General features: G+C 63.0%; 19 protein-coding genes and 1 tRNA gene. 5 read left to right on the forward strand and 15 right to left on the reverse strand.

Annotated features, from left to right (window positions below):
* Positions 1–20: 20 nt before the first annotated feature.
* The 4 genes from ACSQ3L_RS29850 to ACSQ3L_RS29865 are packed head-to-tail and all read right to left on the reverse strand — an operon-like array spanning position 21 to position 3606.
* Entirely contained in the window at positions 21–1085 is a 1065-nt protein-coding gene (locus ACSQ3L_RS29850; RefSeq protein WP_436163190.1) for a maleylacetate reductase, read from the reverse strand.
* Positions 1082–1741: an alpha/beta hydrolase gene (locus ACSQ3L_RS29855; RefSeq protein ID WP_436163191.1), complete on the reverse strand. Its 660-nt coding sequence runs from the start codon at positions 1739–1741 to the stop codon at positions 1082–1084. The genes ACSQ3L_RS29850 and ACSQ3L_RS29855 overlap by 4 nt, the downstream gene beginning before the upstream one ends.
* Positions 1738–2697 (reverse strand): VOC family protein, encoded by a 960-nt coding sequence (locus ACSQ3L_RS29860; RefSeq protein ID WP_436163192.1) that lies wholly within the window; start codon positions 2695–2697, stop codon positions 1738–1740. The genes ACSQ3L_RS29855 and ACSQ3L_RS29860 overlap by 4 nt, the downstream gene beginning before the upstream one ends.
* Before the next feature lie 3 nt (positions 2698–2700).
* Complete coding sequence (locus ACSQ3L_RS29865) at positions 2701–3606, reverse strand: dioxygenase (RefSeq protein WP_436163193.1); 906 nt, start codon at positions 3604–3606, stop codon at positions 2701–2703.
* Between the two features lie 93 nt (positions 3607–3699).
* Here ACSQ3L_RS29865 and ACSQ3L_RS29870 point away from each other — a divergent pair, with 93 nt between their 5' ends.
* Positions 3700–4650 (forward strand): LysR family transcriptional regulator, encoded by a 951-nt coding sequence (locus ACSQ3L_RS29870; protein ID WP_023808937.1) that lies wholly within the window; start codon positions 3700–3702, stop codon positions 4648–4650.
* Positions 4651–4732: 82 nt separating this feature from the next.
* On the opposite strand, the gene ACSQ3L_RS29875 is transcribed toward ACSQ3L_RS29870, so the two are convergent.
* On the reverse strand, positions 4733–4888 hold the full coding sequence (locus tag ACSQ3L_RS29875) for a DUF1127 domain-containing protein (protein ID WP_436163194.1): 156 nt from the start codon (positions 4886–4888) through the stop codon (positions 4733–4735).
* 236 nt (positions 4889–5124) lie between these two features.
* Here ACSQ3L_RS29875 and ACSQ3L_RS29880 point away from each other — a divergent pair, with 236 nt between their 5' ends.
* Positions 5125–5994 (forward strand): LysR family transcriptional regulator, encoded by an 870-nt coding sequence (locus ACSQ3L_RS29880; protein ID WP_436163195.1) that lies wholly within the window; start codon positions 5125–5127, stop codon positions 5992–5994.
* A gap of 278 nt (positions 5995–6272) precedes the next feature.
* Here the strand turns inward: ACSQ3L_RS29880 and ACSQ3L_RS29885 are convergent.
* Both ACSQ3L_RS29885 and ACSQ3L_RS29890 read right to left on the reverse strand, forming a co-directional pair.
* Positions 6273–6349: transfer RNA gene (locus tag ACSQ3L_RS29885), tRNA-His, on the reverse strand.
* 379 nt (positions 6350–6728) lie between these two features.
* Positions 6729–7187 carry a phasin gene (locus ACSQ3L_RS29890; RefSeq protein WP_436163196.1) on the reverse strand — a complete coding sequence of 153 codons (459 nt, stop codon included), beginning with the start codon at positions 7185–7187 and terminating at the stop codon, positions 6729–6731.
* A gap of 248 nt (positions 7188–7435) precedes the next feature.
* Between ACSQ3L_RS29890 and ACSQ3L_RS29895 the strand changes: the two genes are divergently transcribed.
* Entirely contained in the window at positions 7436–11266 is a 3831-nt protein-coding gene (locus ACSQ3L_RS29895; protein WP_436163197.1) for a PAS domain S-box protein, read from the forward strand.
* A 259-nt stretch (positions 11267–11525) separates the two neighbouring features.
* Here the strand turns inward: ACSQ3L_RS29895 and ACSQ3L_RS29900 are convergent, their stop codons facing one another.
* Entirely contained in the window at positions 11526–13484 is a 1959-nt protein-coding gene (locus ACSQ3L_RS29900; protein WP_436163198.1) for an acetoacetate--CoA ligase, read from the reverse strand.
* Positions 13485–13719: 235 nt separating this feature from the next.
* On the opposite strand from ACSQ3L_RS29900, the gene ACSQ3L_RS29905 reads away from it, so the two are divergent.
* On the forward strand, positions 13720–15573 hold the full coding sequence (locus ACSQ3L_RS29905; RefSeq protein WP_436163199.1) for an AsmA family protein: 1854 nt from the start codon (positions 13720–13722) through the stop codon (positions 15571–15573).
* Between the two features lie 20 nt (positions 15574–15593).
* On the opposite strand, the gene ACSQ3L_RS29910 is transcribed toward ACSQ3L_RS29905, so the two are convergent.
* From ACSQ3L_RS29910 to ACSQ3L_RS29940, 7 genes are all read right to left on the reverse strand, one after another.
* Positions 15594–16412, reverse strand: coding sequence for an ABC transporter permease (locus ACSQ3L_RS29910; RefSeq protein WP_436163200.1), 819 nt, complete (start codon positions 16410–16412; stop codon positions 15594–15596).
* 4 nt (positions 16413–16416) lie between these two features.
* Positions 16417–17391: an ABC transporter permease subunit gene (locus ACSQ3L_RS29915; protein ID WP_436163201.1), complete on the reverse strand. Its 975-nt coding sequence runs from the start codon at positions 17389–17391 to the stop codon at positions 16417–16419.
* A gap of 9 nt (positions 17392–17400) precedes the next feature.
* On the reverse strand, positions 17401–18537 hold the full coding sequence (locus tag ACSQ3L_RS29920) for an ABC transporter ATP-binding protein (protein WP_436163202.1): 1137 nt from the start codon (positions 18535–18537) through the stop codon (positions 17401–17403).
* Positions 18538–18618: 81 nt separating this feature from the next.
* A complete protein-coding gene (locus tag ACSQ3L_RS29925) occupies positions 18619–19716 on the reverse strand; it encodes a polyamine ABC transporter substrate-binding protein (RefSeq protein WP_352555018.1) in 1098 nt (365 codons plus the stop codon).
* A gap of 349 nt (positions 19717–20065) precedes the next feature.
* A complete protein-coding gene (locus ACSQ3L_RS29930) occupies positions 20066–21019 on the reverse strand; it encodes a DMT family transporter (RefSeq protein ID WP_436163203.1) in 954 nt (317 codons plus the stop codon).
* Positions 21020–21194: 175 nt separating this feature from the next.
* Positions 21195–22097 carry a DUF2167 domain-containing protein gene (locus ACSQ3L_RS29935; RefSeq protein WP_436163204.1) on the reverse strand — a complete coding sequence of 301 codons (903 nt, stop codon included), beginning with the start codon at positions 22095–22097 and terminating at the stop codon, positions 21195–21197.
* A gap of 141 nt (positions 22098–22238) precedes the next feature.
* A complete protein-coding gene (locus tag ACSQ3L_RS29940) occupies positions 22239–23681 on the reverse strand; it encodes a helix-turn-helix domain-containing protein (RefSeq protein WP_436163205.1) in 1443 nt (480 codons plus the stop codon).
* Between the two features lie 237 nt (positions 23682–23918).
* Between ACSQ3L_RS29940 and aceA the strand changes: the two genes are divergently transcribed.
* Positions 23919–25208, forward strand: coding sequence for an isocitrate lyase (gene aceA, locus ACSQ3L_RS29945; protein ID WP_436163206.1), 1290 nt, complete (start codon positions 23919–23921; stop codon positions 25206–25208).
* Positions 25209–25251: the final 43 nt, after the last annotated feature.

Genomic DNA, 25251 nt, shown 5'->3' on the forward strand with positions numbered 1-25251 from the left:
TCCTCCCTCTTGTTTTGTTCTCAGTCCCCCGGACGGCGTCCCTCCCACGCCGCCTGAAGGAGTTCCCTTATGGATCCCGGATCGATCGGCTTCGGATTCGCATAGGCATTCTTCACAGCGATCGCCGCCGCGTGGTCGAGATCGCTCTCCTTGATGCCGATCGCCTTCAGGCTCAGCGGAGAGCCCACCGACTGCGCGAAATCCCAGAGCCCGCCGCCCGCCGAACCACCGCCGAACACTTCGGCGATCGGAGCCAGCAGATCGGGCACCGCCTCTTCGTTGAAGGCGGTCGTATAGGGCAGCAGGATGGCGTGGGTTTCGGCATGCGGCGTGTCGAACGAGCCGCCGAAGACATGCGCCAGCTTGTGATGCAGCGCCATCGAGACATAGCCGAGCGCGGTCGAGCAGCACCACGCCGCATAGAGCGCCTGCGTCCGCGCCGCGCGATCCCGCGGATCGCCGATCAGCCTTGGAATGCCGTCCCGGAAGGCAACCAGGGCATCCCTGCACATCAGCACGATCACCGGATTGCGATCGGGAGCATAGAAGGCCTCCATCGCATGAGCGATCGCGTTCATCGCCGAGGTGACGGTGAGGTCTACCGGCAGGCTCAGTGTCAGATCGACGTCGTAGATCACCGTCTCGGGGCGGATGTCCGGCGAGCGGCGGGTGGTCTTCTCGCCGGCCGCCGTCTCGCCCAGGATGTCGGTCATTTCCGAGCCGGCATAGGTGGTGGGAATGACCACCTGGTCGGCGCCCGTGCGCACCGCAATGGCCTTGCCGAGCCCGGTGGTCGAGCCGCCGCCGAGGCTAACGACAGCCGAGGCGCCGCTGGTGCGGAACGCATCTACGGCCTCTTCCGTAACCTCGACGGGGGTATGCATGACCGCGCCGGCAAAGATACCGGCGGCGAGGCCGCCAAGGCTTGCGGCCAGCCTTTCCGCATCGCCCTTCTGATGCGGTGTCGATAGCACCATCACCTTGTCGTGGCCGAGCCGCCGGACTTCCTCCTCGACGCGAGCGATTGTGCCAGCACCGAAGACCACCCGTGTCGTCAAGCCCGGAAAGGTGAAGCTGTCCATCATCGCGCCGCCTCCATGCGCGGGCCACGGCCGGCCGCGAGGTCGTCGAGCATCGTGCCCAGCATGACAATCTCGGCATCCGAGACCTCATGGCCCCGACCAGGAAACAGGTCGGCCCGCAGGCTGGCGCCAACACGACCCAGTGTTTGTGCGGCATCGGCAAATGCCGAGACGGGAATCCAGGGATCGGCATCGCCACCGGAAAGATAGATCGGCATTCCGGCCGGCGCCGCCTCGGATCTTTCGTCCGCCGGAACACCGACACGACAGCCCGTGAACGCCGCCAAAGCGTCAGGCGGCGGCAGCCCCGCGCAGAGATATTCGATCGACAGACACGCCCCTTGCGAAAAGCCCGCCAGAAGAAGCGGCAGTCCGGGCAGTTCCGCCCGCGCTGCGACCATTGCGGCCGCAAGATGGTCGAGCGCGTCGGAAAGCTGCGCGCGGGCGACCGGCGTCAACGGGTCGACGGCACGCGCCTCCCACCACATGCCGAGCGGTGCGCGCGGCAGAATGAAGGCCACGGCAGACGCGGAAAGCCGCGCCAGCACATGGGACTGCATCTCTTCCGGCGATTGGCCGCGGCCGTGGACGAAGACGCAGATCGCCTTCGCCTCCGGACCCCTTGGCCCAAGCCGGAGCGGACCGCTGCCTGAACTCACGTGAAATCCGCCTCTTCCAGGCCAGCCTGCAATTCGCTCTCGCGGTCCTTGAACCATGGCGGGAAGACCAGTGTCTTGCCGATCTGGCCGGGGGGCTCGTCCTTGGCCCAGCCTTCCGGCGTGGTCCAGGCAATTTCGAACAGCGCGCCTCCGGGCGAGCGAACATAGCAGGACTTGAAGTAGTTGCGGTCCTTCTGCTCCGAAATATCGGTGAAGCCGAGGCCCTCGATATGGGCGCGCAGCTTCAACTGGTTCTCTTCGTCGCCGGTGTTGAGGGCGAGGTGGTGGATCGTGCCGCCCGCCAGCGTCCAGGTGCCCTGCTGGCTGTCACGGTCGACAATGACCTCCACGCGCTGCGCGACGCCGGTCGCGTCGGGCACGCGGAACACGAGCCCCTCGTGGTTGTCGGCCTCTTTCTCCAGCGGCAACGCGATGGTCAGAAAGTCGTCCATGGCGGTGCGGTCCATCACCGCCACCACAGCCCCGTAGATACCCTTGATGCCGTGGGCCTTGCCGATGCCCTGCGCCTCGTTGGTGATGGGCGCGCGTGGATCCCTGTCGCTTTCCACCAACTCATGCGGGATGCCGCAGGGATGTGCGAAAGCCGCACGGTCGGCGCCAAAACGTGTGATCTTGGTGGCCTCGATGCCGCGGGCGTTCAACCGGTCGACCCAGAAATCCGCGGCCCCCTTTGGGATCGACTGCATGATGGTGCGCGACTGGTTGGTTCCGCGGCGGCCATAGACGCCGGGCTTGCGGAACGGAAAGGTGGTGATGATCGTCGAGGCATCGCCATTGGGCGAGCCGTAATAGAGGTGGTAGACAGGGATGACGCCGTCGAACAATACGGTGCGCTTGACCGAATGCAGGCCCAGCGCCTTGGTATAGAAATCAAAATCTTCCTGAGCGCTGTCGGTCGAGAGCGTCAAATGGTGGTAGCCGCTGATACGTGCCATCGGTCATCTCCTCCCAGAGGTTTCGGTTTCGTCCCGCCGCTGCGGGCAGAGCACGAGGTTGAGGTCGAGCGCGTACTTCCGCTTTCCTCCATTGGGCGGCAGCGCGCGGAACTCGGCCATGAGTTCGGGTTTGACCCCGAAGATGGCATCCCGACCGATCGCAGGGTCGGACCGGTCGAAGATGTGGGTCGTCAGCGTCTCGAAGCCCTCCGCCGAGACGCGAAAATGGATATGGGCCGGCCGCTCGAGGCCAAGGCCAAGCGCTGACATCAATTGACCGACTGGTCCGTCCGACGGCAGCGTGTAGCCCTTCGGCTTCACCGTGATGAAGCGGAACCGTCCCTGCGGATCGGTACGGAACCGCCCGCGCAGATTGAATTCCGGCTGCCTGTCGGGTTCCTGGTTCTCATAGAGACCCTCGGCATTGGCCTGCCAGATCTCGACCATCGCATCGCCAATCCCCACTCCGTCGAGCGCGACGATCCGGCCCGCAACCTCCAGCGGCTCGCCCTTGTGATCGCGCGAGACGTTCGCGCCGGGTGGCATCTCCGGCACATCGGCCCGGTAGAAGGGTCCAGCCAGGGTGTTTGGGGTCGCCCCGTCGGGGCGGGGGCTGTTTTGATCCTCGATCAGCGAAGACACGCCCAGGACATCGGCGAACAGCACCCATTCCTGGCGCCGCGCATCAGCGTAGTGGCCAACCTCGGTCAGAAAATCTATCGCCTGTCGGAATTCCTCGCCGGAGGGCCGCAACTCCACGATCAGTGCGTGCAAACCATCCACGGCTGCCTGCGCCGCCGCCGCCAGTCGGGATTGGCCCATCACTGTCAGACGCCGCGAGAATTCCTCGGCCTGCGTCGAGATCGCCTTGGGGAACTCATCCCTCTTCGGGTCGTGCTGGCCGTGCATTCCGCCGGGGCCTCCCTTCCCCTTGCCAAGCGGGATAGCACGGCCCGACGCGATGCTTGATGAGATGTGACGTCCCTTGTATAGCGTTTTGCTATGAAGCTGAACGAGCGCCACCTCATGCAGCTCGCCGCGGTGCTGGATGCTGGCGGCGTGTCGGAAGGAGCCGCCATGCTGGGCCTGACCCAGCCGGCGGTCAGCCGATCGCTGGCCATGCTGGAAGCGCGGGTGGGTGAGCCGCTCTTCCTCAAGGGCCGCCGGCCGCTGCAGGCGACACCGCTCGGCTTCCAGCTGGCGGCGCAGGGCCGAACGATCATCACCGCGTCGCGCAAGGCGTCGGATGCGGTACAGGGCTTCATGAAAGGCACGAAGGGCGTCGTCCGCGTCGGCGGCGTGCCTTTCTTCATGGATGCGATGATCAGCCGGATGATCGGAGAATTCCAGAAGCTCGAACCCGAGGTCACCGTTCAGCAAAGCTATATGAACCTGCCCGAGATGGTCGCGGCGCTGGAAAGCAACCAGATCGACCTCGGGATCGTGCCGATCGGCGTGCTCGACCTTGGACCCGGCTTCGAATTCACCGAAATCCTGCCCGGACGCAACGTCGTGGCTTGCCGGCCCGACCATCCCCTGCTGCGAAATCGCCGGCTCAGGGCGCATGACCTGACCAGCTTCCCCTGGGTGGCTCCCCTGCCCGGCTCTCCGCTGATGTCGGACCTGCAGATGATCCTGATGAGCATCGGCATGTCGGACCTGAACGTCCGCTATTCGGGAGGCTCGCTGATGAGCGTGATCAACTTCCTTGCCGAAACCGATGCGCTGGCCGTACTGCCATTCTCCGTGGTCTTCGCGCAGCGCAAGGAGAACCGGGTGACGGTGCTACCCTATGAAATCCCGCAGCCCAGCCGCTCGCTCGGCATCCTGCGCCGGGTCAGCGGGCCACGCTCGCCCGCCGCGGAGCGCTTCGCGGGCCACGTCACGACCGCCTTCGAGAACCTGAAGCACATCATCAAGCGGCATGAGAATGCCGTTGTCTGGGGGCGGTAGATGTGAGCGTCGTAAGGTTGTCCATTCAGGCCGATCCGAGGAGACCCGATCCATTTCCCACTGATCCGATGGCCCATCAGCCTTATCGATGCAGGCTGGCGTGGCGGGCACGCTCGCGGATCTCTTCGCGAGAAATGCCAGCATCCGCCAGTGTTCTGTCCGGGACATGCCTCAAGCTCGCAACCGTCTGGCGATAGGCAAGCCAGCGGGCGAAACGGCATCGAAGTTCATACAACATGATCGTCTCCTTTTGGGGCGCAGAATGCCCGCGCGCCGGGGTTCGTCGAAAGCGCAATACATCCGCACGAAGCGCATGCGCGATCGAAAGGTTTGCGCTGGCGCCTTGCCAACCGAGGCGCTTGTCATTTGCCCCGCCAAGCAAGATTGTCCAACGTCTCCAATGCCAGCATACTTGCGTGTGATGCCCGCTTCGCGCTACAACCACGGTCGCAACGAGTTTTTCATTTCTGCAAAATGGATATCGGCTGGGACGATCTGAGGTTATTTCTCGACGTTGCGCGGCTGGGTGGCTTGAGCGCGGCGACGGGAACCACGCGCCTCAGCGCTGCCACCCTTGGACGACGCGTCACCGCGCTCGAAAAGCAGATCGGCGAACCGCTGTTCGTGCGTCAGCAGACCGGCTACCGGCTGACCCCGGTCGGTGAAGAACTGCTGCGGCGCGCCGAAGACGTCGAGGCAGCAATGCAGTCACTGACCCGTTGGCGCGAGGGAAGCCTGCCCGACCGCATTGTCCGCGTCTCGGCCGGGCCATGGACCTCCGCCTTCGTTTCCGCCCATATCGGCGAGATCTGGACGGTCGATGACGGCTTAAGGGTGGAGCTGATCACCACCACCGATAGGGTCGATATCGGACGCCGTGCCGCCGACATCGGCATACGCAGCGAGCGCCCGACCGAGCAGTGGCTGGCCGGCCGCCAAAGCGGCAAGGTCGCCCACGCCATTTATTCCGGACGCCACCTGATCAACGGCATCGCAGCGGGGTTGTTCGTCGGCGTCACCGGCGAAGGGGCAAACATTGCTTCGGCGCGCTGGCTGCAAGCCCATCACGGCGACCGCATCGCCGTACGCGGCAACAACGCCCATTCGGCGCGCGAACTGGTGGCCGCCGGTGCGGGCCTTTCGATCTTTCCGTGTTTCGTCGGCGACAGTGATCCTCGGCTGGTTCGCGTCGCCCAGCCGATCCCAGAACTCGAAACCGACCAATGGATCGTCACCCATCACGAGGAACGTCATTCCCTGCCGGTACGAAAAGTCGCCGACCGGATTACAGCCTTGATGCGGGCTCACCAGCCGCTGTTTCGCGGCGAGACGCCGATCCGGTAAGTCTCAGGCGTCGATCGGCCACCCGCGGAGCCCATGCTGGCGTTGCCATACTAGATCAATAATTTGAGTGGGTCGGAACGACCGGCACTCTGTCGGGTCGTTTGCCAACCATGAGTGCGCGGTACATCGGCATAGCGCGGCGACCCGCGTCGCCGCTTATAATGCCCAAGTCCTTCACAAATCGCCTTGACGATCGGCGTCGCAAATTCTGGACGCGTCAGGTCCGCGAACCGGCCCGCAATTATCAAATTAAATCGACGACTTATCGGATAAACCAATGGTACCGTTGGCTGGGATCGAACCAGCGACCTCCGGATCCACAATCCGGCGCTCTAACCATCTGAGCTACAACGGCCCGTTTGCCTGAGCGGGATCGAAGCAGAAAACCATCTACACGACCGCTCTGTCGTTCGGCGATGCGTCCTTACGGGCTTATGGATTCTAATTCAAGGCTTTTGGAAAGCAAAGGGCACTTCCCCACATCGGCGCGGCATTTGCCCGGCAAAAAGAACGCACAAGGCAAGAACAGGGCATCAGACAAAGAAAAAGGCCGGCGGGAGGAGGTGCCGGCCTTTTCCTGTTACGAGCCAGCGGGAGGAGGTGCTGGCTGGTCACCCCGGAGAGCAGAGGGAGGAGGTTCCACCCGCCGGGTATTCCTTGATAGCTACCATCATACGCTTGATCCGTTTTAAGAAAATGCGACCTTTGCTGCATCTTCAGATCATGCGCAAATGTTAGGCAACCTTGATTTCCTTGATCGCCTTTTCGAAGGCGGTCTTGATCGGCTTGGAGACATCCTCGGCCGCCTTGGAGGCGACGGTCTGGAAGTCCTTGGCCTGCTCGACGGTCATCTCGACGCGCTTGCGCAGGAAGGCGGTCTGCAGCTCGACGACTTCCGACAGCGACTTGGCGCCGATCAGGGCTTCGAGGTGGGAGAAACCTGCCTCGGCATTGGCACGCAAAGCAGAAATGGTCTTGAGCGACAGATCGCTGGAAACGGTCTTGGCGGTCTCGTAGGTCGACTCCAGGGCCTTCTGGGTCTCCTCGGCACCGGTCTTCAGCTTGGCATAGGCTTCCTTCGACTGCTCAACGCCCTTTTCGGCGAAAGCACGGATCTGGTCGGTAGCCTTGGAAGCGTCGAAGCTCGGGAATTCAACGTTTTCGATCGTCTCGGCGGTCTTGGTCCTGGACATTTTCCATCCTTTTCAGCGGCAGCGGCTTTGACAGAAAGCCGTCTCGTTCATGTATGATGGCAATATAAAGGCAAATTTTGTGCATTGCAATATCTTTGTTGCAGTGCACCATAATTTCTTTTGGGCCGTTAACCAAGAGCCCAAATTCCAGCCTTTGCACGTTCTGGCTTGTGGACCTTCGCGCCTCCGGCTTTTATTAACAAAGCGTTAACTGCAAATTTGCCGCTCCGTGAGGGTTCGCCAAGCGCATGCCGTCCGAATATTCCTTCCTCGACGTCGCCGTGCTCGACGCGGTCCGCCAGCGCTTTGCCGCCGGCGACGCGATCGCGATCCTGTCGACGGATCTGGAGCAGGTGATCTGGGCCAATGGGCCGGGAGCCGCGATGTTCGGCTACCCCGACATCGAGGCCATCATCGGCGCCTCGGCGCAGTTGCCATTGATTGCCAGGCGCCAGATCATGGCGACCAGCGGATTTCCGCAAATCGGCAGCGACCGCGCCATCATGGTGCGACTGGCAACCGGCATGACCAGCCGCGCCGTCGGCTTCCTGGCCAGCGAGGTAACCATGCCGGACGCCGAAAAAGCGATCATGCTGGCGGTACCGGCGGCGCAGACGGGCTCTCACAGCGCCGGCGAAATCGCCACTCGTGCCATCAGCGGCCTTACCGAGGATGGCCATTTCATCGCCTTTGTCGATGCCGGCGGCAACGTCGAGGCGGCCTCGGAAGGATTTTCGGCGCTGGGCATTCGGCCGCAAACGCTGGCGGCGCTGGTTGCCGACGTCGCGGCCGAGAGCGACCGCATCGTCAAGCGCCTCGTCCCCGGCAGCGCGGCTTCCTATCCCGCAGGGCTGGCACGATTGACCGAGGAACGGCACCTGCTTGTGGTGATCGACGAGGATCAACTCGACGACACGACCCCCGCCGACAAACACCCGGCGCCAACCATTGCCGGGGCCACGCCGGATGGCGACGCGGTTGTCCAGCCGGAACAGGGTCCCGAGGTGCCAGCCGACGACATCGCCGCATCGCAGCCACATGAGATCGCCGACGCGACCGGGCAGACGCCGTCTGCAGCCAACAGCGATCAACCAGCATTGGAACGCGCGCCGGCGCAACACGACCATTGGTACTTCAACGCCGGCCAGGACGAAGGGCAAGAAGCGCGGCGACCGACCGCGTCCGAAGCTGAAGCACCTCAAGAACCGGCGGCCCTGGAAGTTCCCGCCCAAGGCACGAAACACAATGATGTCCAAGCCATCCCCGCGGCTGCGCCGACGACCGTCTCGGCGATAGATCGTGCAGCGGCGCCGGTACGCTTCGTCTGGCGCACCGATGCCGAGGGTAAGTTCAGCGCGCTGTCGCCGGAATTCGCCGACATCGTCGGCAAACCGGCAGCCGACGTGATCGGCCGACGCTTCAGGGATGTTGCCGCCACATTCGGCCTCGACCCCTCCGGCGAGATATCAGGCCTCCTGGAACGGCGCGACACCTGGTCCGGGCGCTCCGTGCTGTGGCCGGTTGTCGGCACCGATCTGAAGGTTCCTGTCGATCTGGCGGCGCTGCCTGTCTATGGCCGCAGCCGCGCCTTCGAGGGTTTCCGCGGCTTCGGCGTCGCCCGCGCCAGTGACGCGGTCGTCGATCCGGAGGCTATCGGCATGGCGCTGGTGCCTAATGCCGAGGCGCCGGCGGCGCCGGAACCGCAAGCCGTCGAACCCGCGCCCGAACAACCAACGGCTGAAGAGCCGAAGGCCGAGGCCCCTCAGGCATCGGACCCGTTCAAGGGCGAAGTGCCGGCGCTGACCATCGTGCCGAAACCGGAGCGGCGCTTTGCCGACAAGGTGATCCGGTTGGCCGAACATCGCCAGCCGGCCAACGACAAGGGCCTGTCGACCCTGGAACGCAGCGCGTTCCGCGAGATCGGCGAACGGCTGAAGAAGGATAGTGCTCCGGTCGAGCCGCCGGAGACCGAGACGCCCAGTGCCAAGGGACCCAGCGAAGCGACGACCGAGACGCCTGCTGAACCTTTGGTTGAAAAAGCAGACGTGCCGACAGCAGCGGTCGAGGCGGCTGGCGACCCGACGCACGCCGGCGAAATCCCAGCGGCAGAGCCAGAGAACGAACCGGTCGAGCCATCCGAGACCGAGGCCGAAGACGAGCAGGATCTGGCGCGGCTTGACGGCGGTCACCCGGACGAAGCGGCTCATGAGGGACCATCCGAACCGAATGTGACGGGCTCGCTGCTCGACTATGCCGGCCATGATGACGAACACGGCCCTGTGGTGGCGGAACCAGAAAGCACCAGGCCCGTCGCGACTGGCGAAGAGCCTGAAGCCACTGACGCGACGACACATGACTCCCTCGATGACGACAGCATGACGTCAGCAGATTTTCGCGATGCCGAGGATAGTGAGGATTGGGCGCAGCCAGACGAGGAAGCCGCGTCGCCCGACGAGCAGGCGGTTGCCGAGGAAACCGTCAGTGCAGGCGACGCTGCGGAAATACGCGTCGAGCGCCCTCGCCTGCGGGTGCCGCCGCTCAAGGCCGAAGGCTTCGTGCCGTCGGCGTTTTCGGCGGGAGATGAGCACAAGGCTCCGGACACCTCGCTGCTCGGCAAGCTGCCGGTGCCGCTGCTCATCCATTCCGGCGACCAGTTGCACTATGCGAACGAGGAATTCCTCAACCTGACCGGCTACGAGGCGCTCGACGACCTGGCGGATGCCGGTGGCCTCGGCGCGCTGTTTGCTGACCCCTACGCCGATGACGGCGTTTCCGACGGCACCGATCACGCGCTGCGGCTGAAGACGCGTGATGGACAGGAATTCCCTATCGAGGCCATTTTGCGCTCTGTCCCCTGGCGCGACGGCAAGGCGCTGATGCTGGTCGTGCGCCGCTCCGGCGAGGATGATGCGCCGGTGCATGCGGTTGGCGACGAGCCGACGCAGCCAGATATTTCCGAGCTCAAGGCGCGCATCGCCGAGATGCGCACCATTATCGACACCGCCACCGACGGCGTCGTGCTGATCGGCCGTGACGGCACCATCCGATCGATCAGCCGGCCGGCCGAAGCGCTGTTCGGCTTCGACAGCGACGACGTGACCGGCAAGCCGTTCGCCTCGCTGTTTGCGATCGAAAGCCAGCGTGCGGCGCGCGACTACCTCAACGGGCTGTCCGAGCCCGGCGTGGCGAGCGTCATGAATGACGGCCGCGAGGTGATCGGGCGCGAGTCGCAAGGCCGCTTCATTCCGCTGTTCATGACCATCGGCCGGCTACCCAACGACAGCGGCTTCTGCGCTGTCGTGCGCGACATCACGCAGTGGAAGCGGGCCGAAGAGGATTTGACGCAAGCGCGTGCCGTGGCCGAGCGCGCGTCCTCGCAGAAGACCGACTTCCTCGCCCGCATCAGCCACGAGATCCGCACGCCGCTCAATGCCATCATCGGTTTTTCCGAACTGATGGTCGATGAGAAATTCGGACCTGTCGCCAATGACCGCTACCGCGACTATCTGCGCGACATCAACCGCTCGGGCAATCATGTGCTCGACCTCGTCAACGACTTGCTCGACATCTCGAAGATCGAGGCCGGCCAGCAGGAGATGGCCTACGAGGCGGTATCGCTCAACGACACGCTGGCCGAGACGGTGGCGATGATGCAGCCGCAGGCCAACCGCGAACGCGTCATCATCCGCTCCAGCTTCGCTTCGCGGCTGCCGGAAGTGGTGGCCGACCTGCGCAGCGTGCGCCAGATCGCGCTCAACATCCTGTCGAACGCCATCCGTTACACCCAGGCCGGTGGCCAGGTGATCGTCTCGACCGCCTATGAGACGTCGGGCGACGTCGTCATGCGGGTGCGCGACACCGGCATCGGCATGAGCCATGCCGAGATCGAGCAGGCGCTGAAGCCGTTCAAGCAGATCAACGCGCTGAAGCGCGGACGCGGCGACGGCACCGGCCTTGGCTTGCCGCTGACAAAGGCGATGGTGGAAGCCAACCGCGCCCGGTTCACCATCAACTCGACACCAGGAGAAGGCACTCTGGTCGAGGTCGCTTTCCCGTCGACCCGCGTGCTCGCGGAATAGGCCACAGCCCTCTCCGATAAAAGAAAAGGCGCCCAAAGGACGCCTTAAGAGATGGGATTGCTGTCACAACGGGGGCTTGAGCGAATTCGGATCCTCCGGGGGCTGAGGAGCGGGATTTCTCCCTCAAGTTACATGCGACTATCGACGCCGGACCTTAACAACTCCTTACCGGCGCGGTGGAAAATTTACGAATGTGTACCACTCATGAAATCTAGGTAAATTCGCGAGACATATTCGGTTAACCATGCCGGTCGCCAATTTATTCGGCCAGTTGCGGCAAGTCCTTGAACAGCTCCAGCGCCTCGGGGTTGGCGAGCGCCTCCTTGTTCTTGATGGCGCGACCATGCACCACGTCGCGCACCGCGAGCTCTGTGATCTTGCCCGACTTGGTGCGCGGGATGTCGCTGACGGCGACGATTTTTGCCGGCACGTGACGAGGGCTCGCGCCGGTGCGGATCTTGGCGCGGATGCGCTTTTCCAAATCCTCGTCGAGTAGCACGCCGGCTGCAAGGCGCACGAACAGCACGACGCGCACGTCATTGTCGAAGTCCTGGCCGATGCACAGCGCTTCCAGGATTTCCGGCATCTGTTCGACCTGGTTGTAGATCTCCGCCGTGCCGATGCGAACGCCGCCTGGGTTAAGCGTGGCGTCGGAACGGCCATGGATGATGAGGCCGCCATGCTCGGTCCATTCAGCGAAATCGCCATGGCACCAGACATTGTCGAAACGCTCGAAATAGGCCGCCCGGTACTTCTTGCCCTCGGGGTCGTTCCAGAAGCCGATCGGCATCGCCGGAAAGGCCTTGGTGCAGACCAGTTCGCCCTTTTCCTGCCGGACCGGCCTGCCGTCGTCGTCCCAGACATCGACCGCAAGGCCAAGGCCGGGTCCCTGGATCTCGCCGGTCCAGACAGGCTGCGTCGGCACGCCGAGCACGAAGCAGGAGACGATGTCGGTGCCGCCGGAGACCGAAGCCAGATGCACGTCCTTCTTGATGCCGTCATAGACGAAGCGGAAATCTTCCGGCGACAGCGGCGAGCCGGTGGAGGAGATCGCCCGCACAGTGGACAGATCATGCGTGCGGATCGGCTTGAGACCGGCCTTGCGCACGGAATCGATGAACTTGGCCGAGGTGCCGAAGAAGGTCATCTTCTCGGCGTCGGCGAAGTCGAACAGTACATTGCCGTCGGGATAGAAGGGCGAGCCGTCATAGAGCAGCAGCGTGGCGCCCGAAGCGAGGCCCGACACCAGCCAGTTCCACATCATCCAGCCGCAAGTGGTGAAATAGAAGAAGCGGTCGCCGTCGATGAGACCGGCGTGCAGCCGGTGTTCCTTGACATGCTGGATCAGCGTGCCGCCAGCCGAATGGACGATGCATTTGGGAATGCCGGTCGTTCCCGACGAAAACAGGATGTAGAGCGGATGCGAAAACGGCAGCGGCTCGAAGGTAATGGGCTTGCCGGCGAAGGGCGACAGCGCTTCTTCAAGCGCCACCGCCTTGTCGATGGTAGCAGCGACATCGCTCGAGGTACCCAAATAGTCGACGACCAGGATCTTGCGGACGGTCGAGAGCTTGGCCGCGACCACGGCGATCTTGTCGGCGACCTCGATCGCCTTGCCGTTGTACCAATAACCATCCGGTGCGATGAAGATGACGGGCTCGATCTGGCCGAACCTGTCGAGCACGCCCTGCTCGCCGAAATCGGGAGAACAGGATGACCAGACGGCACCGATAGAGGCGGCGGCCAGCATGGCGGCAACCGTCTCCGGCATATTGGGCATCATCGCCGCGATGCGGTCGCCCTTCTTCACCTTGAGCGAGACGAAAAGCTGCTGCAGCCGCGAGGTCAGCGCATGCAGCTCGTTCCAGGACAGCCGCCGATCGACCTTGTCCTCGCCGCGAAATACGATTGCGTCGCCTGAGCCGGTCTTCTTCAACAGGTTCTCGGCGAAGTTCAGCGTCGCGTCGGGGAAAAAGGAGGCGCCGGGCATCTTGTCACCATCGACAAGCACCGGCTCGCCCTTATCTCCGACGATGCCGCAGAAATCCCAGATCAGGCTCCAGAACCCTTCACGGTCCTCGACCGACCAGCCGTGAAGCTGCGAATACGAAGAAAACGCTACGCCGGCTTTCAATTCGGCGGCCTTGGTGAAGGCGGTCAAGGGTGCGGCGTCAATCTGGTCTTGCGTCGGGGTCCAGAGCGGTTCTTCGGCAGCCATGATCGTTCCTCCACGGTCGCCATCGCTTATGCATATCGCAGCGCAGCAGAGCAAGATTTTGTTCGGCTGATGCGACCAGATGTGCGCAAATGCCATCGCCGGGCCATAAAGACTTGAAATGCCTCGGCCCTAAGTCGTAGTGACGACTGGAGTCGTGGTAGCACTGCGGGTTGTGGTAACGACTGGGGTTACACCCGTCGGGCGGGTTTGTCGGAATGGAAGCATACGGGGCCATATGCCATCATCTTTGATCCGGCGCGGAATATGGGCGATCGGCGCTGCCGGTATCGTCATCGCGCTGGTCGTTGCCGCCTTGCCGCTGATCGCCTCCACCCGTATCGTGCGCGACCGCATCGCCTGGGAAATGAGTGCGTGGAGCGGCTTCCGGGTCGCCATCGAGGGCTCGCCGCGCATCGAGGTCTGGCCGACATTCCGGGCGATCCTGACCGATGTGACGCTTTCGCAGTGGACCGACACCAAGGCACCGCCGGTCGTCGAGGCCGAACGGGTCGAGGTCGATCTTTCCGCCATGGCGGCCCTGCGCGGCGACGTCGTGTTTTCGACGGCGCGGCTGGTGCGGCCGACGATCCGGGTCCAGCGCACGCCAGCCGGCCTCTTCCTGCCCGCCGTCCCGACCGGCGGGCGCATCACGCGCTCCATCGACGCGGCGCGCGGCGTGGTCAATGCCGACCCCGCCAAGCCGGACCTCGACAAGTTGCCTACCGATACCTTCGGCACGGTCGAGTTCCGCGACGGCCGCATGGTGGCGTCCATCGCCGGCAAGGACGTCGAGATCCTGAGCAGCTTGACCGGCCAAGCAAATTGGGCGGCGATGAACAGCAATGCGACGCTGTCGGCCACCGGGATCTGGCGCGGCGAAACCGTCGCGCTGGACGTCGCTTCGGCGAAACCGCTCGTGCTGTTTGCCGGCGGTACGGCGCCACTCACGCTGTCCTTCAAGGCGGCACCAGCCACCTTCTCGTTCGACGGCACGGCCAGCATGTCCGAAAACGTCTATTTCGACGGCCAGGCGAAGTTCTCGGCACCCTCGCTGCGCCGTGTCCTGGAGTGGTCGCAGGCCGGCATCGCTCCAAGTGCCGCGATCGGCTCGGTCAGCATTTCGAGCAAGATCACGGCGACGGGCGGGCGCGTCAAGTTCGACAACACCGCGATTTCGCTGGACAGCAATCCGGGAATGGGAGCGCTGGACCTCTCGCTTGGCGAGGCGCAGCCGGTGATCTCCGGAACGCTCGCTTTCGACACGCTCGACCTTAGATCGTTCCTGTCCGCCTTTACCCCGCTGGTACCGACCGGAGGGGCGGGACCCGGCGAAATCGACACAAGTTTCGCCGACAAGATCAACCTCGATCTCAGGCTGTCGGCAGCGCACGCCACGGCGGGACCCATCCAGCTTGCCGATGTCGCCGCCACTGCCCAGGTCAAGGATGGCCTTTCCGTCTTCGACATCTCCGACGCCTCGGCCTTTGGCGGCAACATCCAGACCAGCCTTCGCTTCGACCGCAAGCCGGAAGGCTCGCAGGTCGAGATCCGGCTGCTGGCGTCCGACATCGATGGCGGCGCTTTCGCGACGGCGGCGGGCATGACGCGCCTGGTACCGGTCGGCACGGGCACCGTCTCGGTGATCCTCAAGGGACCGGGCAGAACCTGGGACTCCATCTTCGACAATGCCGACGGCTCGGTCTCGGCGACCTTTGGGCCAGGTGCGTTGAGCAAGCTCAACCTGCCGGCCTTCCTCAAGCATACCGAACAAGGCGGCTTCTTCGCGCTTGACGACGTCTCCGACGGAACGCTGCAGATCGACGGCGCCGAGATCAAGGCCAGCATTTCGAAGGGCGTGGCACGGATCGACAAGGCCGAGGCCAATTCGGCGAAGTACAAGATCTGGCTGTCCGGTATCGCGTCCTACGCCGGCCGCGGGCTGGCCCTGTCCGGCGGTGTCATTCAGCCGGACCAGGCGGCAACGCAGGCCAATGGCCAGCAAGGCCCCAACCAGTCATCGTTTTTCGTCGGCGGGACCTGGAGCACGCCGTTCATTTCCCCGATCAGCCGCGGCGTTTCGGGGGAATAGGCCGCCGCGCCTTCTATCCTTCAGCCGCGCTGGGCGGCCTGCTCGTCGAGCTGGCGCTGCACCTCGCGCCGCTTGTTGGCGAGCGAGGCGATGATGACGCCAATCGCGACGACGGCGATCAGGATGGTGCAGGCGGCGTTGATTTCCGGCGTCACGCCGAGGCGAACCTGGCTGTAGATCTTCATCGGCAGCGTGGTGGCGCCCGGCCCGGAGGTGAAGCTGGCGATGACCAGATCGTCGAGCGAAAGCGTAAAAGCCAGCATCCAGCCGGAGACGATCGCCGGCATGATGACCGGCAGCGTGATCTGGAAGAAGGTCTTCACCGGCGTTGCGCCAAGATCCATCGCGGCTTCTTCCAGCGAACGATCGAAGGTGATGAGGCGCGACTGCACGACGACGGCGACGAAGCACATGGTCAGCGTGATGTGGGCAAGCGTCACGGTGAGAAAGCCGCGGTCGAGGCCGACGGCGACGAAGAGCAGCAGCAGCGACAGGCCGGTGATGACTTCCGGCATGACCAGCGGCGCAAAGACCATGCCGGAGAACAGCACCCTGCCCTTGAAGCGCGTGTAGCGGGTCAAGGCGAGTGCCGCCAGCGTGCCGAGCACCGTTGCCACGGTGGCCGAAATCAGGCCCACACGCGCCGTCACCCAGGTTGCGTCCATGAGGCCCTGGTTGTGGAACAGCGAGACGTACCATTTGGTCGAGAAACCGCCCCAGACAGTGACCAGTTTCGACTCGTTGAACGAGAAGACGATGAGCAGCACGATCGGCAGATAGAGAAAGGCAAAACCGAGCACGATCGAGGTGATGTTGAAGCGGCTCCAGGTGGTGTTCATGATCTCACCTGTCCATTTCCTGAGCGCGCGCCTGAGCCCGCTGGAAGAGCATGATCGGCACGATCAGCAGCAACAGCAGGATGACCGCGACGGCCGACGAAACCGGCCAGTCGCGATTGGCGAAGAACTCGTTCCACAGCGTCTTGCCGATCATCAGCGTCTGCGATCCGCCGAGCAGATCGGGAATGACGAATTCGCCGACGGCCGGAATGAACACCAGCAGGCAGCCGGCGATGACGCCGGGCAGCGACAGCGGGAAGGTGATCTTCCAGAACGCGCTGGTCGGCGGACAGCCGAGATCCTTGGCCGCTTCGATCAGCGAATAATCCATCTTCTCGAGCGCGGAATAAAGCGGCAGCACCATGAATGGCAGGTAGGAATAGACGATGCCGATGAAGATCGCGGTGTAGGTGTTGAGGATGATCAGCGGCTGGTGGATGATGCCGGTGGCGAGCAGCAGCTGATTGAGCAGCCCCTCGGGCTTGAGGATGCCGATCCAGGCGTAGACGCGGATCAGGAACGAGGTCCAGAACGGCAGGATCACCAGCATCAGCAAGGTCGGGCGGATCGTCGCCGGCGCGCGCGCCATGCCGTAGGCGATGGGGTAGCCGACGAGCAATGTCAGGACCGTCGAGATCGCGGCGATGATGACGCTGGTCACATAGGCGTTGAAGTAGAGCGCGTCCTGCGTCAGCCAGGTGTAATTGTCGAGGCTGAGTTGTTTCAGCTGAGCCAGAAACCCGGAAAAGCCGCCGCTGAAATCAAGTGCCGGCGTATAGGGCGGAATGGCGATCGCCGTCTGCGACAGCGAAATCTTGAAGACGATGACGAACGGGATGAGGAAGAAGAACAGCAGCCAGACATAGGGGATGATGATGACCAGGCGGCCAACGAAGGCAGCACCCAACCTGGCGAGGGCGGACTTGTCGGCATTGGTTGCACGAGGAGCTGATGCAGTGGTGACGGTGGCACTCGACATGACCGCCTCCTATCGTGTCAGCACGACGCCGGCATCAGGCCGGAAGGAAACCCAGGCGCGATCGTTCCAGCTTAGCGGATCCTCGGTGATGCGGGCCGCGTTCATGGTGCTCGCCCGCACCACCTGCCCATCGTCCAGCCTGACGTGATAGACGGTCATGTCGCCGAGATAGGCGATGTCGTAGACCTCGCCCTCGATGGCGTTGACGGCCTCGGCCGGCTTCTTCGACGACACCTTGATCTTTTCCGGCCTGATGGCGAAGGTGACGGCCGTTCCGGCGCTGGCGGTGCCGGCATTGTCGGTGCGGATGGTGATGCCATTGCCGGCATCGATGCTGGCGCCAGCCTCGCCACGCGCGATCTTGCCTTCGAACATGTTCACATTGCCGACGAAACCGGCGACGAAGCGCGATCCCGGCGCCTCGTAGACTTCGGCCGGCGTTGCCACCTGCATCACTTCGCCCTTGTCGATGATGGCGATGCGATCGGCCATCGTCATCGCCTCCTCCTGATCATGGGTGACGACGACGAAGGTCAGGCCGAGGTTCTGCTGCAGGTCCATCAGTTCGAACTGCGTCTCTTCGCGCAGCTTCTTGTCGAGAGCGCCAAGCGGCTCGTCGAGCAGCAGCACCTTCGGCCGCTTGGCAACCGAGCGGGCGAGCGCAACGCGCTGGCGCTGGCCGCCGGACAGCTGATGAGGCTTGCGCTTGGCGAATTGCTCTAGCTTGACCAGTTTCAGCATCTCGGCAACGCGCGACGCGATCTCGGGCTTCGGCATGCCGTCCTGCTTGAGGCCGAAGGCGATGTTGTTCTCGACCGTCATGTGCGGGAACAGCGCATAGGACTGGAACATCATGTTGACCGGCCGCCGGTAGGGCGGGATGCCGCGCAAGTCCTGGCCATCAAGCAGGATGCGGCCGGCTGTCGGCTCCTCGAAACCGGCGAGCATCCTGAGCAGCGTCGACTTTCCGCAGCCTGACGCGCCGAGCAGAGCGAAGAACTCGCGCTCGAAAATGGTCAGCGACAGATTGTTGACGGCGGTGAAGTCACCGAACTTCTTGGTGACGTTTTCGAACTGGATGTATGGCTTGGCGTTCGGGTCGTTCCACGGCGCAAAATCCCTGCGGATGCTGCCAAGCGATTTCATGTCCCACTCCGTCCTGATTTTCTTGCTTCTTGCCCCAGAAAAATGGTCCCGGCAGTGGCTGCCGGGACCATGTCAGATTGCTTACTGGCCAGTAACGATCTTGGTCCAGGTGCGCGTGATGACGCGCTGGGTCTTGGGATCGTATGGTGAGACGGTGTAGAGCTTCTTTATCGTCTCGGCATCGGGATAAACCGAAGGATCCTCCAACAGCGCCTTGTCGACGAATTGCTGCGAAGCCTTGTTGCCGTTTGCGTAGAGCACGTAGTTCGACGACTTGGCGATAACTTCCGGCTTCATCATGTAATTGATGAACTCGAGCGCCTCGGCGACATGCGGCGCATCGGCAGGGATCGCCATCTGATCGAACCACATCTGGGCACCCTCCTTCGGCACGGAATAGCCGATCTCGACGCCCTGCTTTGCCTCGACCGCGCGGTTGCGGGCCTGGAAAACGTCACCCGACCAGCCGACCGCCAGGCAGATATCGCCGTTGGCGAGCGCGTTGATGTATTCGGAGGAGTGGAACTTCCTGATATAAGGCCGGACCTTGAGCAAAGTCTCCTCGGCCTTGGCTATATCGTCTGGTGACGTGCTGTTCGGGTCGAGGCCGAGATATTTCAGTGCCGCCGGAATGATGTCGGCCGGGGAGTCCAGCACATACACGCCGCAGTCCTTCAATTTGGCCAGGCTGTCGGGATTGAAGAACACATCCCAGCTGTCGATCTTGTCGGTGCCGAGTGCCGCCTGTACTTTCTTGATGTTGTAGCCGATGCCAACCGTGCCCCACATGTAGTTGACCGAGTATTCGTTGCCGGGGTCATACTTGGCGGTTCGCTCGGTAACCGTGTCCCACATGTTGGAAATGTTGGGCAGTTTCGACTTGTCGAGCTTCTGGAACACGCCGGCCTGGATTTGGCGCGCAAGGAAATTGCCGCTGGGCACGACGACATCATAGCCGCTGCCGCCGGCAAGCAGCTTGGTTTCCAGGATTTCGTTGGAATCGAAGGTGTCATAGACGACCTTGATGCCGGTTTCCTTGGTGAAATCGTCGATGATCGAACTGTCGATGTAGTCCGACCAGTTGAAGACGTTGACGACACGGTCTTCGGCGTGACCGCCGACGGTGAAAAGCGTCAGAAATGCCGAGGTTGCCGAAAGCCAGAGCGCTTTGCGGATCATGCTATTCTCCTTTGATGAGTGTTCCTTCACCGGCTCGTCGCGATATCAGCGCGACCGGCATTTTCTTCAGACTATTGAGCTTTCCAAGGGGCGACAAGCGCGAACTGCCGACACCATGCAGGCGGTTCGCTGAGCGGCAAGAGATGGCTCTAAGTCCCTTGGGCGGCCTGGGAGGCATGCCGATGCCGTCGGAGGCTTTCGCCGTGGCGCGGGCAGAGATACGACGATATGGTCCGGTCTCGATCTGACCGGCTGGGAGACTTGGCAAGATACGCCTGTCTTGTTGTTGCCGTGTTCCCAGCCTGCCCGCGCGGCAGCGACATTGTCAATGGCAAAGCTGCGCGCCTCTTCAATTAGGCGACGGCACCCCGGTGACCCCTGCGCGTTCGGGCCGTGTCTGGCGCTTGAACTCGAGCCCGATATGGACGAGCAGCGCGGTGACCACCACCGCGCCGCCGATGATGGTGCGCCCGGACGGCACCTCGGAATGGATGAGCCAGACCCATATCGGACCGAGGATCGGCTCGAACGTGCCGAGCAGTGCTGCTATTGCAGCCGGGATCAACCGCGCGCCGGTGGCGAAGAACGCAAGGCCGAGGCCGAGATTGACCACGCCGAAGGCAAAGAGAAAACCCATGTCGCTGCCCGATACAGCGAAAGTCGATGCCTGCGACGCGGCAAAGCCGGCTGCGAGCATGGTGCCGAGGCAGGTCGCCGGCGTCATGCGCACGCCGGAAAACCGCCGGGTGATGACGGTGGCGATCGAGAACATAACCGCGATCAAAAGCGCCAGCCCGTCGCCAATCGGCGAGACGGCGCCGTCGAGCGATTCCGACACCATGATGGCGACGCCGGCAATGACGGCGGCAATCGCCACCCAGGTTGCGACACCAACCCTTTCGCGGAACAACGCCCAGGCAAACAGCGCCGCCAGCAGCGGCACGCCGGCCTGCATCAACAGGATGTTGGCGACGGTGGTGTAGGCCAGCGCCACGACGAAGGCGGTCGATGCGGTGGCAAAGCAGATCCCGACGGCAAGGCCGGGCAGGCCCATGTCGCGGAACAGCTTCAGCGTGCCGCGCCAGCCGTCGCGCCAGACCATGAAGCTGAGCAGGAAGGCGGCGGCCCACATGGAGCGCCAGAACACCACGGTCCAGCTGTCGCCAACGGCGATGAAGCGGGCGATGGTGCCGCCAAAACTCCACATCAGCGCCGACAGGAAGACCAAAAGCATGCCGACACGTTCCTCGCGCGGCGAGACGGCTGGCGGTGCGACGATCGGCGATGATGCGGTGGCGGTCATGGCTTCCACTGTCAGCGTTTTCGGCGCTGCACGATGCGCAATGGGCGACAGAAACGTGCCGTTTTCGCCTAATACATCGGCAGCGGCCGGGCGTGATCCAGCTTCACGTTCCCCTTTGGCGCACTGGTCAGACGCCTGGACCAAATCGCCTGCTGGGTTGGCTGATCGTCCCCACCTAGGAGGAGGCGTTCCTGTTGCCCCGAATGAGCCGCCAAAGGCCTGCCAACGGAACCAGCAGGATCAGTCCGAATTTCTTCAAGGCGATGAGCGCCACCGCCAGAAGACCAGCCTTTGCCGCCAATTTCCCGGCGATGAGGCCGCCAATCCCAACCGCGGCGACCGTGTCGGTGCCGGGCAGGAAATCCGTGTATTTCTTGCCCGCGCTGAAGCCCGCCAGGCCAAGCACTTCATCCAGGCTCTGCTTTATCTCCGGCACCTGCTCGACATTGGCGATGTAACTCATCACGAAGACGCCCTCCCTGCCAAGGAAACGGACATCGTAGTTGAGCGTGTGGACGGCGTCGTTTCCGAACTGGAGTTCCTTGGCCCAATGCAGCCGCTTGTTGACGGCATCATAGACTGGCGGCGAAGCCCAACCGATCAACGTGATGGGCGGAAAACCGTCCTTCACCCGTTGATCGTTGCCCGACAAAGTATCGGCCTTCATGCTGCTCAACAGTTCGCTGTAATTGATGGAGGCAGCGTCGCCGTCATCGACATAACCGATCTTTTCCCAGCGCAGCTCTATGCCCCAATTGTTGTCGGCGATGGGGTCATAATTGCTCGGGAAGATCATGCCGATCGCGTCGGAACCGGCGTCGGGTGGGTTACCCCAAGCCTCGGTCAGGACCGAGACGGCGTCCTTCTTATCCAGAAAGTAGAACTTGCCCTTGAGATCGAGGTGAATGCCTTCGGCGAGGTCTATCGGTCCGGTCTTTGGATCTATCTTGTCCAGGAATGCCTTACCGGCATCATTGTACTGTTTGTAGGAACTGAAGAAATCCGAGGATTTTTCTGCATATGCAGATGAAGCTGAGAGGGCAAATGTCAGCCCAAGCCAAAAAACCGTCCTGCCCATCGCCGCCCCCCAGCCTTGCGCAATTCGTTTTTGATATCCCGTTGTCATTTCCAAATCAATATTTCGATCGACAATACTTTACGGCGAAGCTTGGCAGCTTCTTCCGCAAAGCCGGATGACCTTCCTTGCAAGCTCGCGCCGCTACTGAAAATCGAAAGCGCTCAGGCCCGTCACCATCTCGTCGAGGCCGAGCGGACGCGTCACCGGCGGTTCCGCGCGCGCCAGGCAGCCGACGCGTTCGCAAAGCCGGCAGGCCGGCCCGACCGGCGTCGCCGCGACACTGCCGGCCTTCGCGGCGATTGCCGCGCCGGGCAGTGCCGCTCCATAGACGATCTCGTCACGAAAGCCGATGTCGCAACCAAGTAGCAGCGCGGTGCGGCGCGGGCGTTCCGAGAACGCGCCTTGCGGCCCTTCCAGCGTGCGGGCGATGCACAGGAACTCGGCGCCGTCGGGCATTTCCACCGCCTCGACGAAGATCTGGCCCGGCTGTGTGAAAGCGGCATGCACGGGCAGCTTGGGACAGCCGCCGCCGAAGCGGCTTTGCGGAAAGCCCTGGCTGCCGGCCTTGCGGAAGCGATTGCCGGCATTGTCGACCTCCAGCATGAAGAACGGCACGCCCGAGGCACCCTGCCGCTGCAGCATGGTCAGCCGGTTCGCCGCCTGTTCGAAGGAGACACCGAAGCGCGAACGCAGGACGTCGATGTCGTAGCGGGCGCGCACGGCAGCCGCGTGAAAGGCCTGGTAGGGCATCATCAGCGCATGCGCCGCATAACGGCCGAGTTCGAAGCGGGCGAGGCGGCGTGCCTCGTCGGTGGTCAGCTTGAGCGCCTGGATCTCGCCGGCGACCGCGACCGTCATGCGGATCAGGCAAGCCTCCATCGCGACTTCGCGCAACTGGTCGAACGGCGACAGGCGTTCGGACAGGAACAGGCGCTGCGAGTGGCGATCGTAACGGCGGCGCCAGTTCGGCATGGTGGCGACCGGCAGCACCTTGACCACGATGCCGTATTCACGCTTCAGCCAGGCCTTCAGCGCGCCAAACAAATCGTCGCCCGGATCGAGCACTGCGGTGAACGCCGCGGCCTCCTCCTCGAGGGCTGCGAAATGGTTCGGCCGGCGCTCGAAAATCTCGTGCACCTCGTCGATCGGCAGTCGGGCGCCGGAAAGCGCGGTCACCCGACCTTCACGCGCCAAGAGCTCGTTGAGATCGGATAGGCGCTCGGCCTGTTCGCGATAGGCGCGGAACAGTTTTATCACCGCCGCGGACGCGTTGGGCGCTGCCTCCGCAAGCTCGATCAGTTCCTGATCTCCCGGCAACTCGCCGACCAGCAGGGGATCGGTGAACACTTCCTTCAAGGCCGCGACAGATCCCCTTGCCTCGCCCTGCAGCTCGTGCGGATTGACCTTGTAGACGGACGCCAGCTTCAGGATCAGTTGCACCGTCAGCGGCCGCTGGTTCCGCTCGATCAGGTTGAGGTAGGACGGCGATATGCCGAGGCCCTCGGCCATCGCCGTCTGGGTCAGGCCTTTGGCGTTGCGGATGCGCCGGATGCGCGGTCCGGCAAATATTTTCTGGTCAGCCATCGACTGTCCTTGACAGAAATTTACACAAACTTTCGCGGCAATCTAGTTGCGTCGCTCTTTACAATCATGACAAATTTACAGCGTGCTTCTGTCAAACACAACACAGGTTTTCTCTTATGTTTTGCCGATTTCATTGATTCTCCTGGCTCATTCCGCACCGAAATGTAAATTCAGTCACATTCCGGCGCACAGATGATTGATGCCCGGGCACGGTGCAGCAATCCTTCGGAGTGACCCATGACTGATTTTTACAACCTCGTCCCTTCAGCGCCGGAAGGTCGCTTCGACGGCATTGAACGACCCTATTCGGCAGAGGATGTGAAGCGGCTGCGCGGTTCGGTGCAGATCCGCCAGAGCCTTGCCGAAATGGGCGCCAACCGGCTGTGGAAACTCATCCACGAGGAGGACTTCGTCAATGCGCTCGGTGCCATGTCCGGCAACCAGGCGATGCAGCAGGTGCGCGCCGGGCTGAAGGCGATCTATCTGTCGGGCTGGCAGGTCGCGGCCGACGCCAACACCGCGTCTGCGATGTATCCGGACCAGTCGCTCTATCCGGCCAATGCGGCGCCGGAACTGGTCAAGCGCATCAACCGCACGCTGCAGCGCGCCGACCAGATCGAGACCTCCGAAGGCAACGGGCTTTCGGTCGAGACATGGTTCGCGCCGATCGTCGCCGACGCGGAAGCCGGTTTCGGCGGACCGCTCAACGCTTTCGAGATCATGAAGGCATTCATCGAGGCAGGCGCTGCTGGCGTCCACTACGAGGATCAGCTGGCGTCGGAAAAGAAGTGCGGCCATCTCGGCGGCAAGGTGCTGATCCCGACCGCAGCGCATATCCGCAACCTCAACGCCGCGCGTCTGGCAGCGGACGTGATGGGCACGCCGACCCTGGTCGTCGCGCGCACCGATGCGGAAGCCGCCAAGCTGCTCACCTCCGACATCGACGAACGCGACCAGCCTTTCGTCGACTATGACGCCGGGCGCACCGTGGAGGGTTTCTATCATGTCAGGAACGGCATAGAGCCCTGCATCGCTCGCGCCATTGCCTATGCGCCTTACGCGGATCTGATCTGGTGCGAGACTTCGAAGCCCGACCTGGCGCAGGCCAGGAAATTCGCGGAGGGCGTGCGCAAGCATCACCCCGACAAGCTGCTCGCTTACAATTGCTCGCCGTCGTTCAACTGGAAGAAGAACCTCGACGACGCGACGATTGCCAAGTTCCAGAAGGAGCTCGGCGCGATGGGCTACAAGTTCCAGTTCATCACGCTGGCGGGCTTCCACCAGCTCAACTATGGCATGTTCGAACTGGCTCGCGGCTACAAGGCGCGGCAGATGGCGGCCTATTCCGAGTTGCAGGAAGCAGAGTTCGCGGCCGAGGCCAATGGCTACACCGCGACCAAGCATCAGCGCGAGGTCGGCACCGGTTATTTCGACGCCGTGTCGATGGCGATCACCGGCGGCCAGTCGTCGACCACCGCCATGCATGAATCGACGGAGCACGCGCAGTTCAAACCGGCCGCCGAATAGCGAACGGAAGAACTCAGAGGAAACGCCCAACAGGGCCTGGGAC

The sequence above is a fragment of the Mesorhizobium sp. LjRoot246 genome, from assembly GCF_964254115.1.
Classification (GTDB): Bacteria; Pseudomonadota; Alphaproteobacteria; order Rhizobiales; family Rhizobiaceae; genus Mesorhizobium.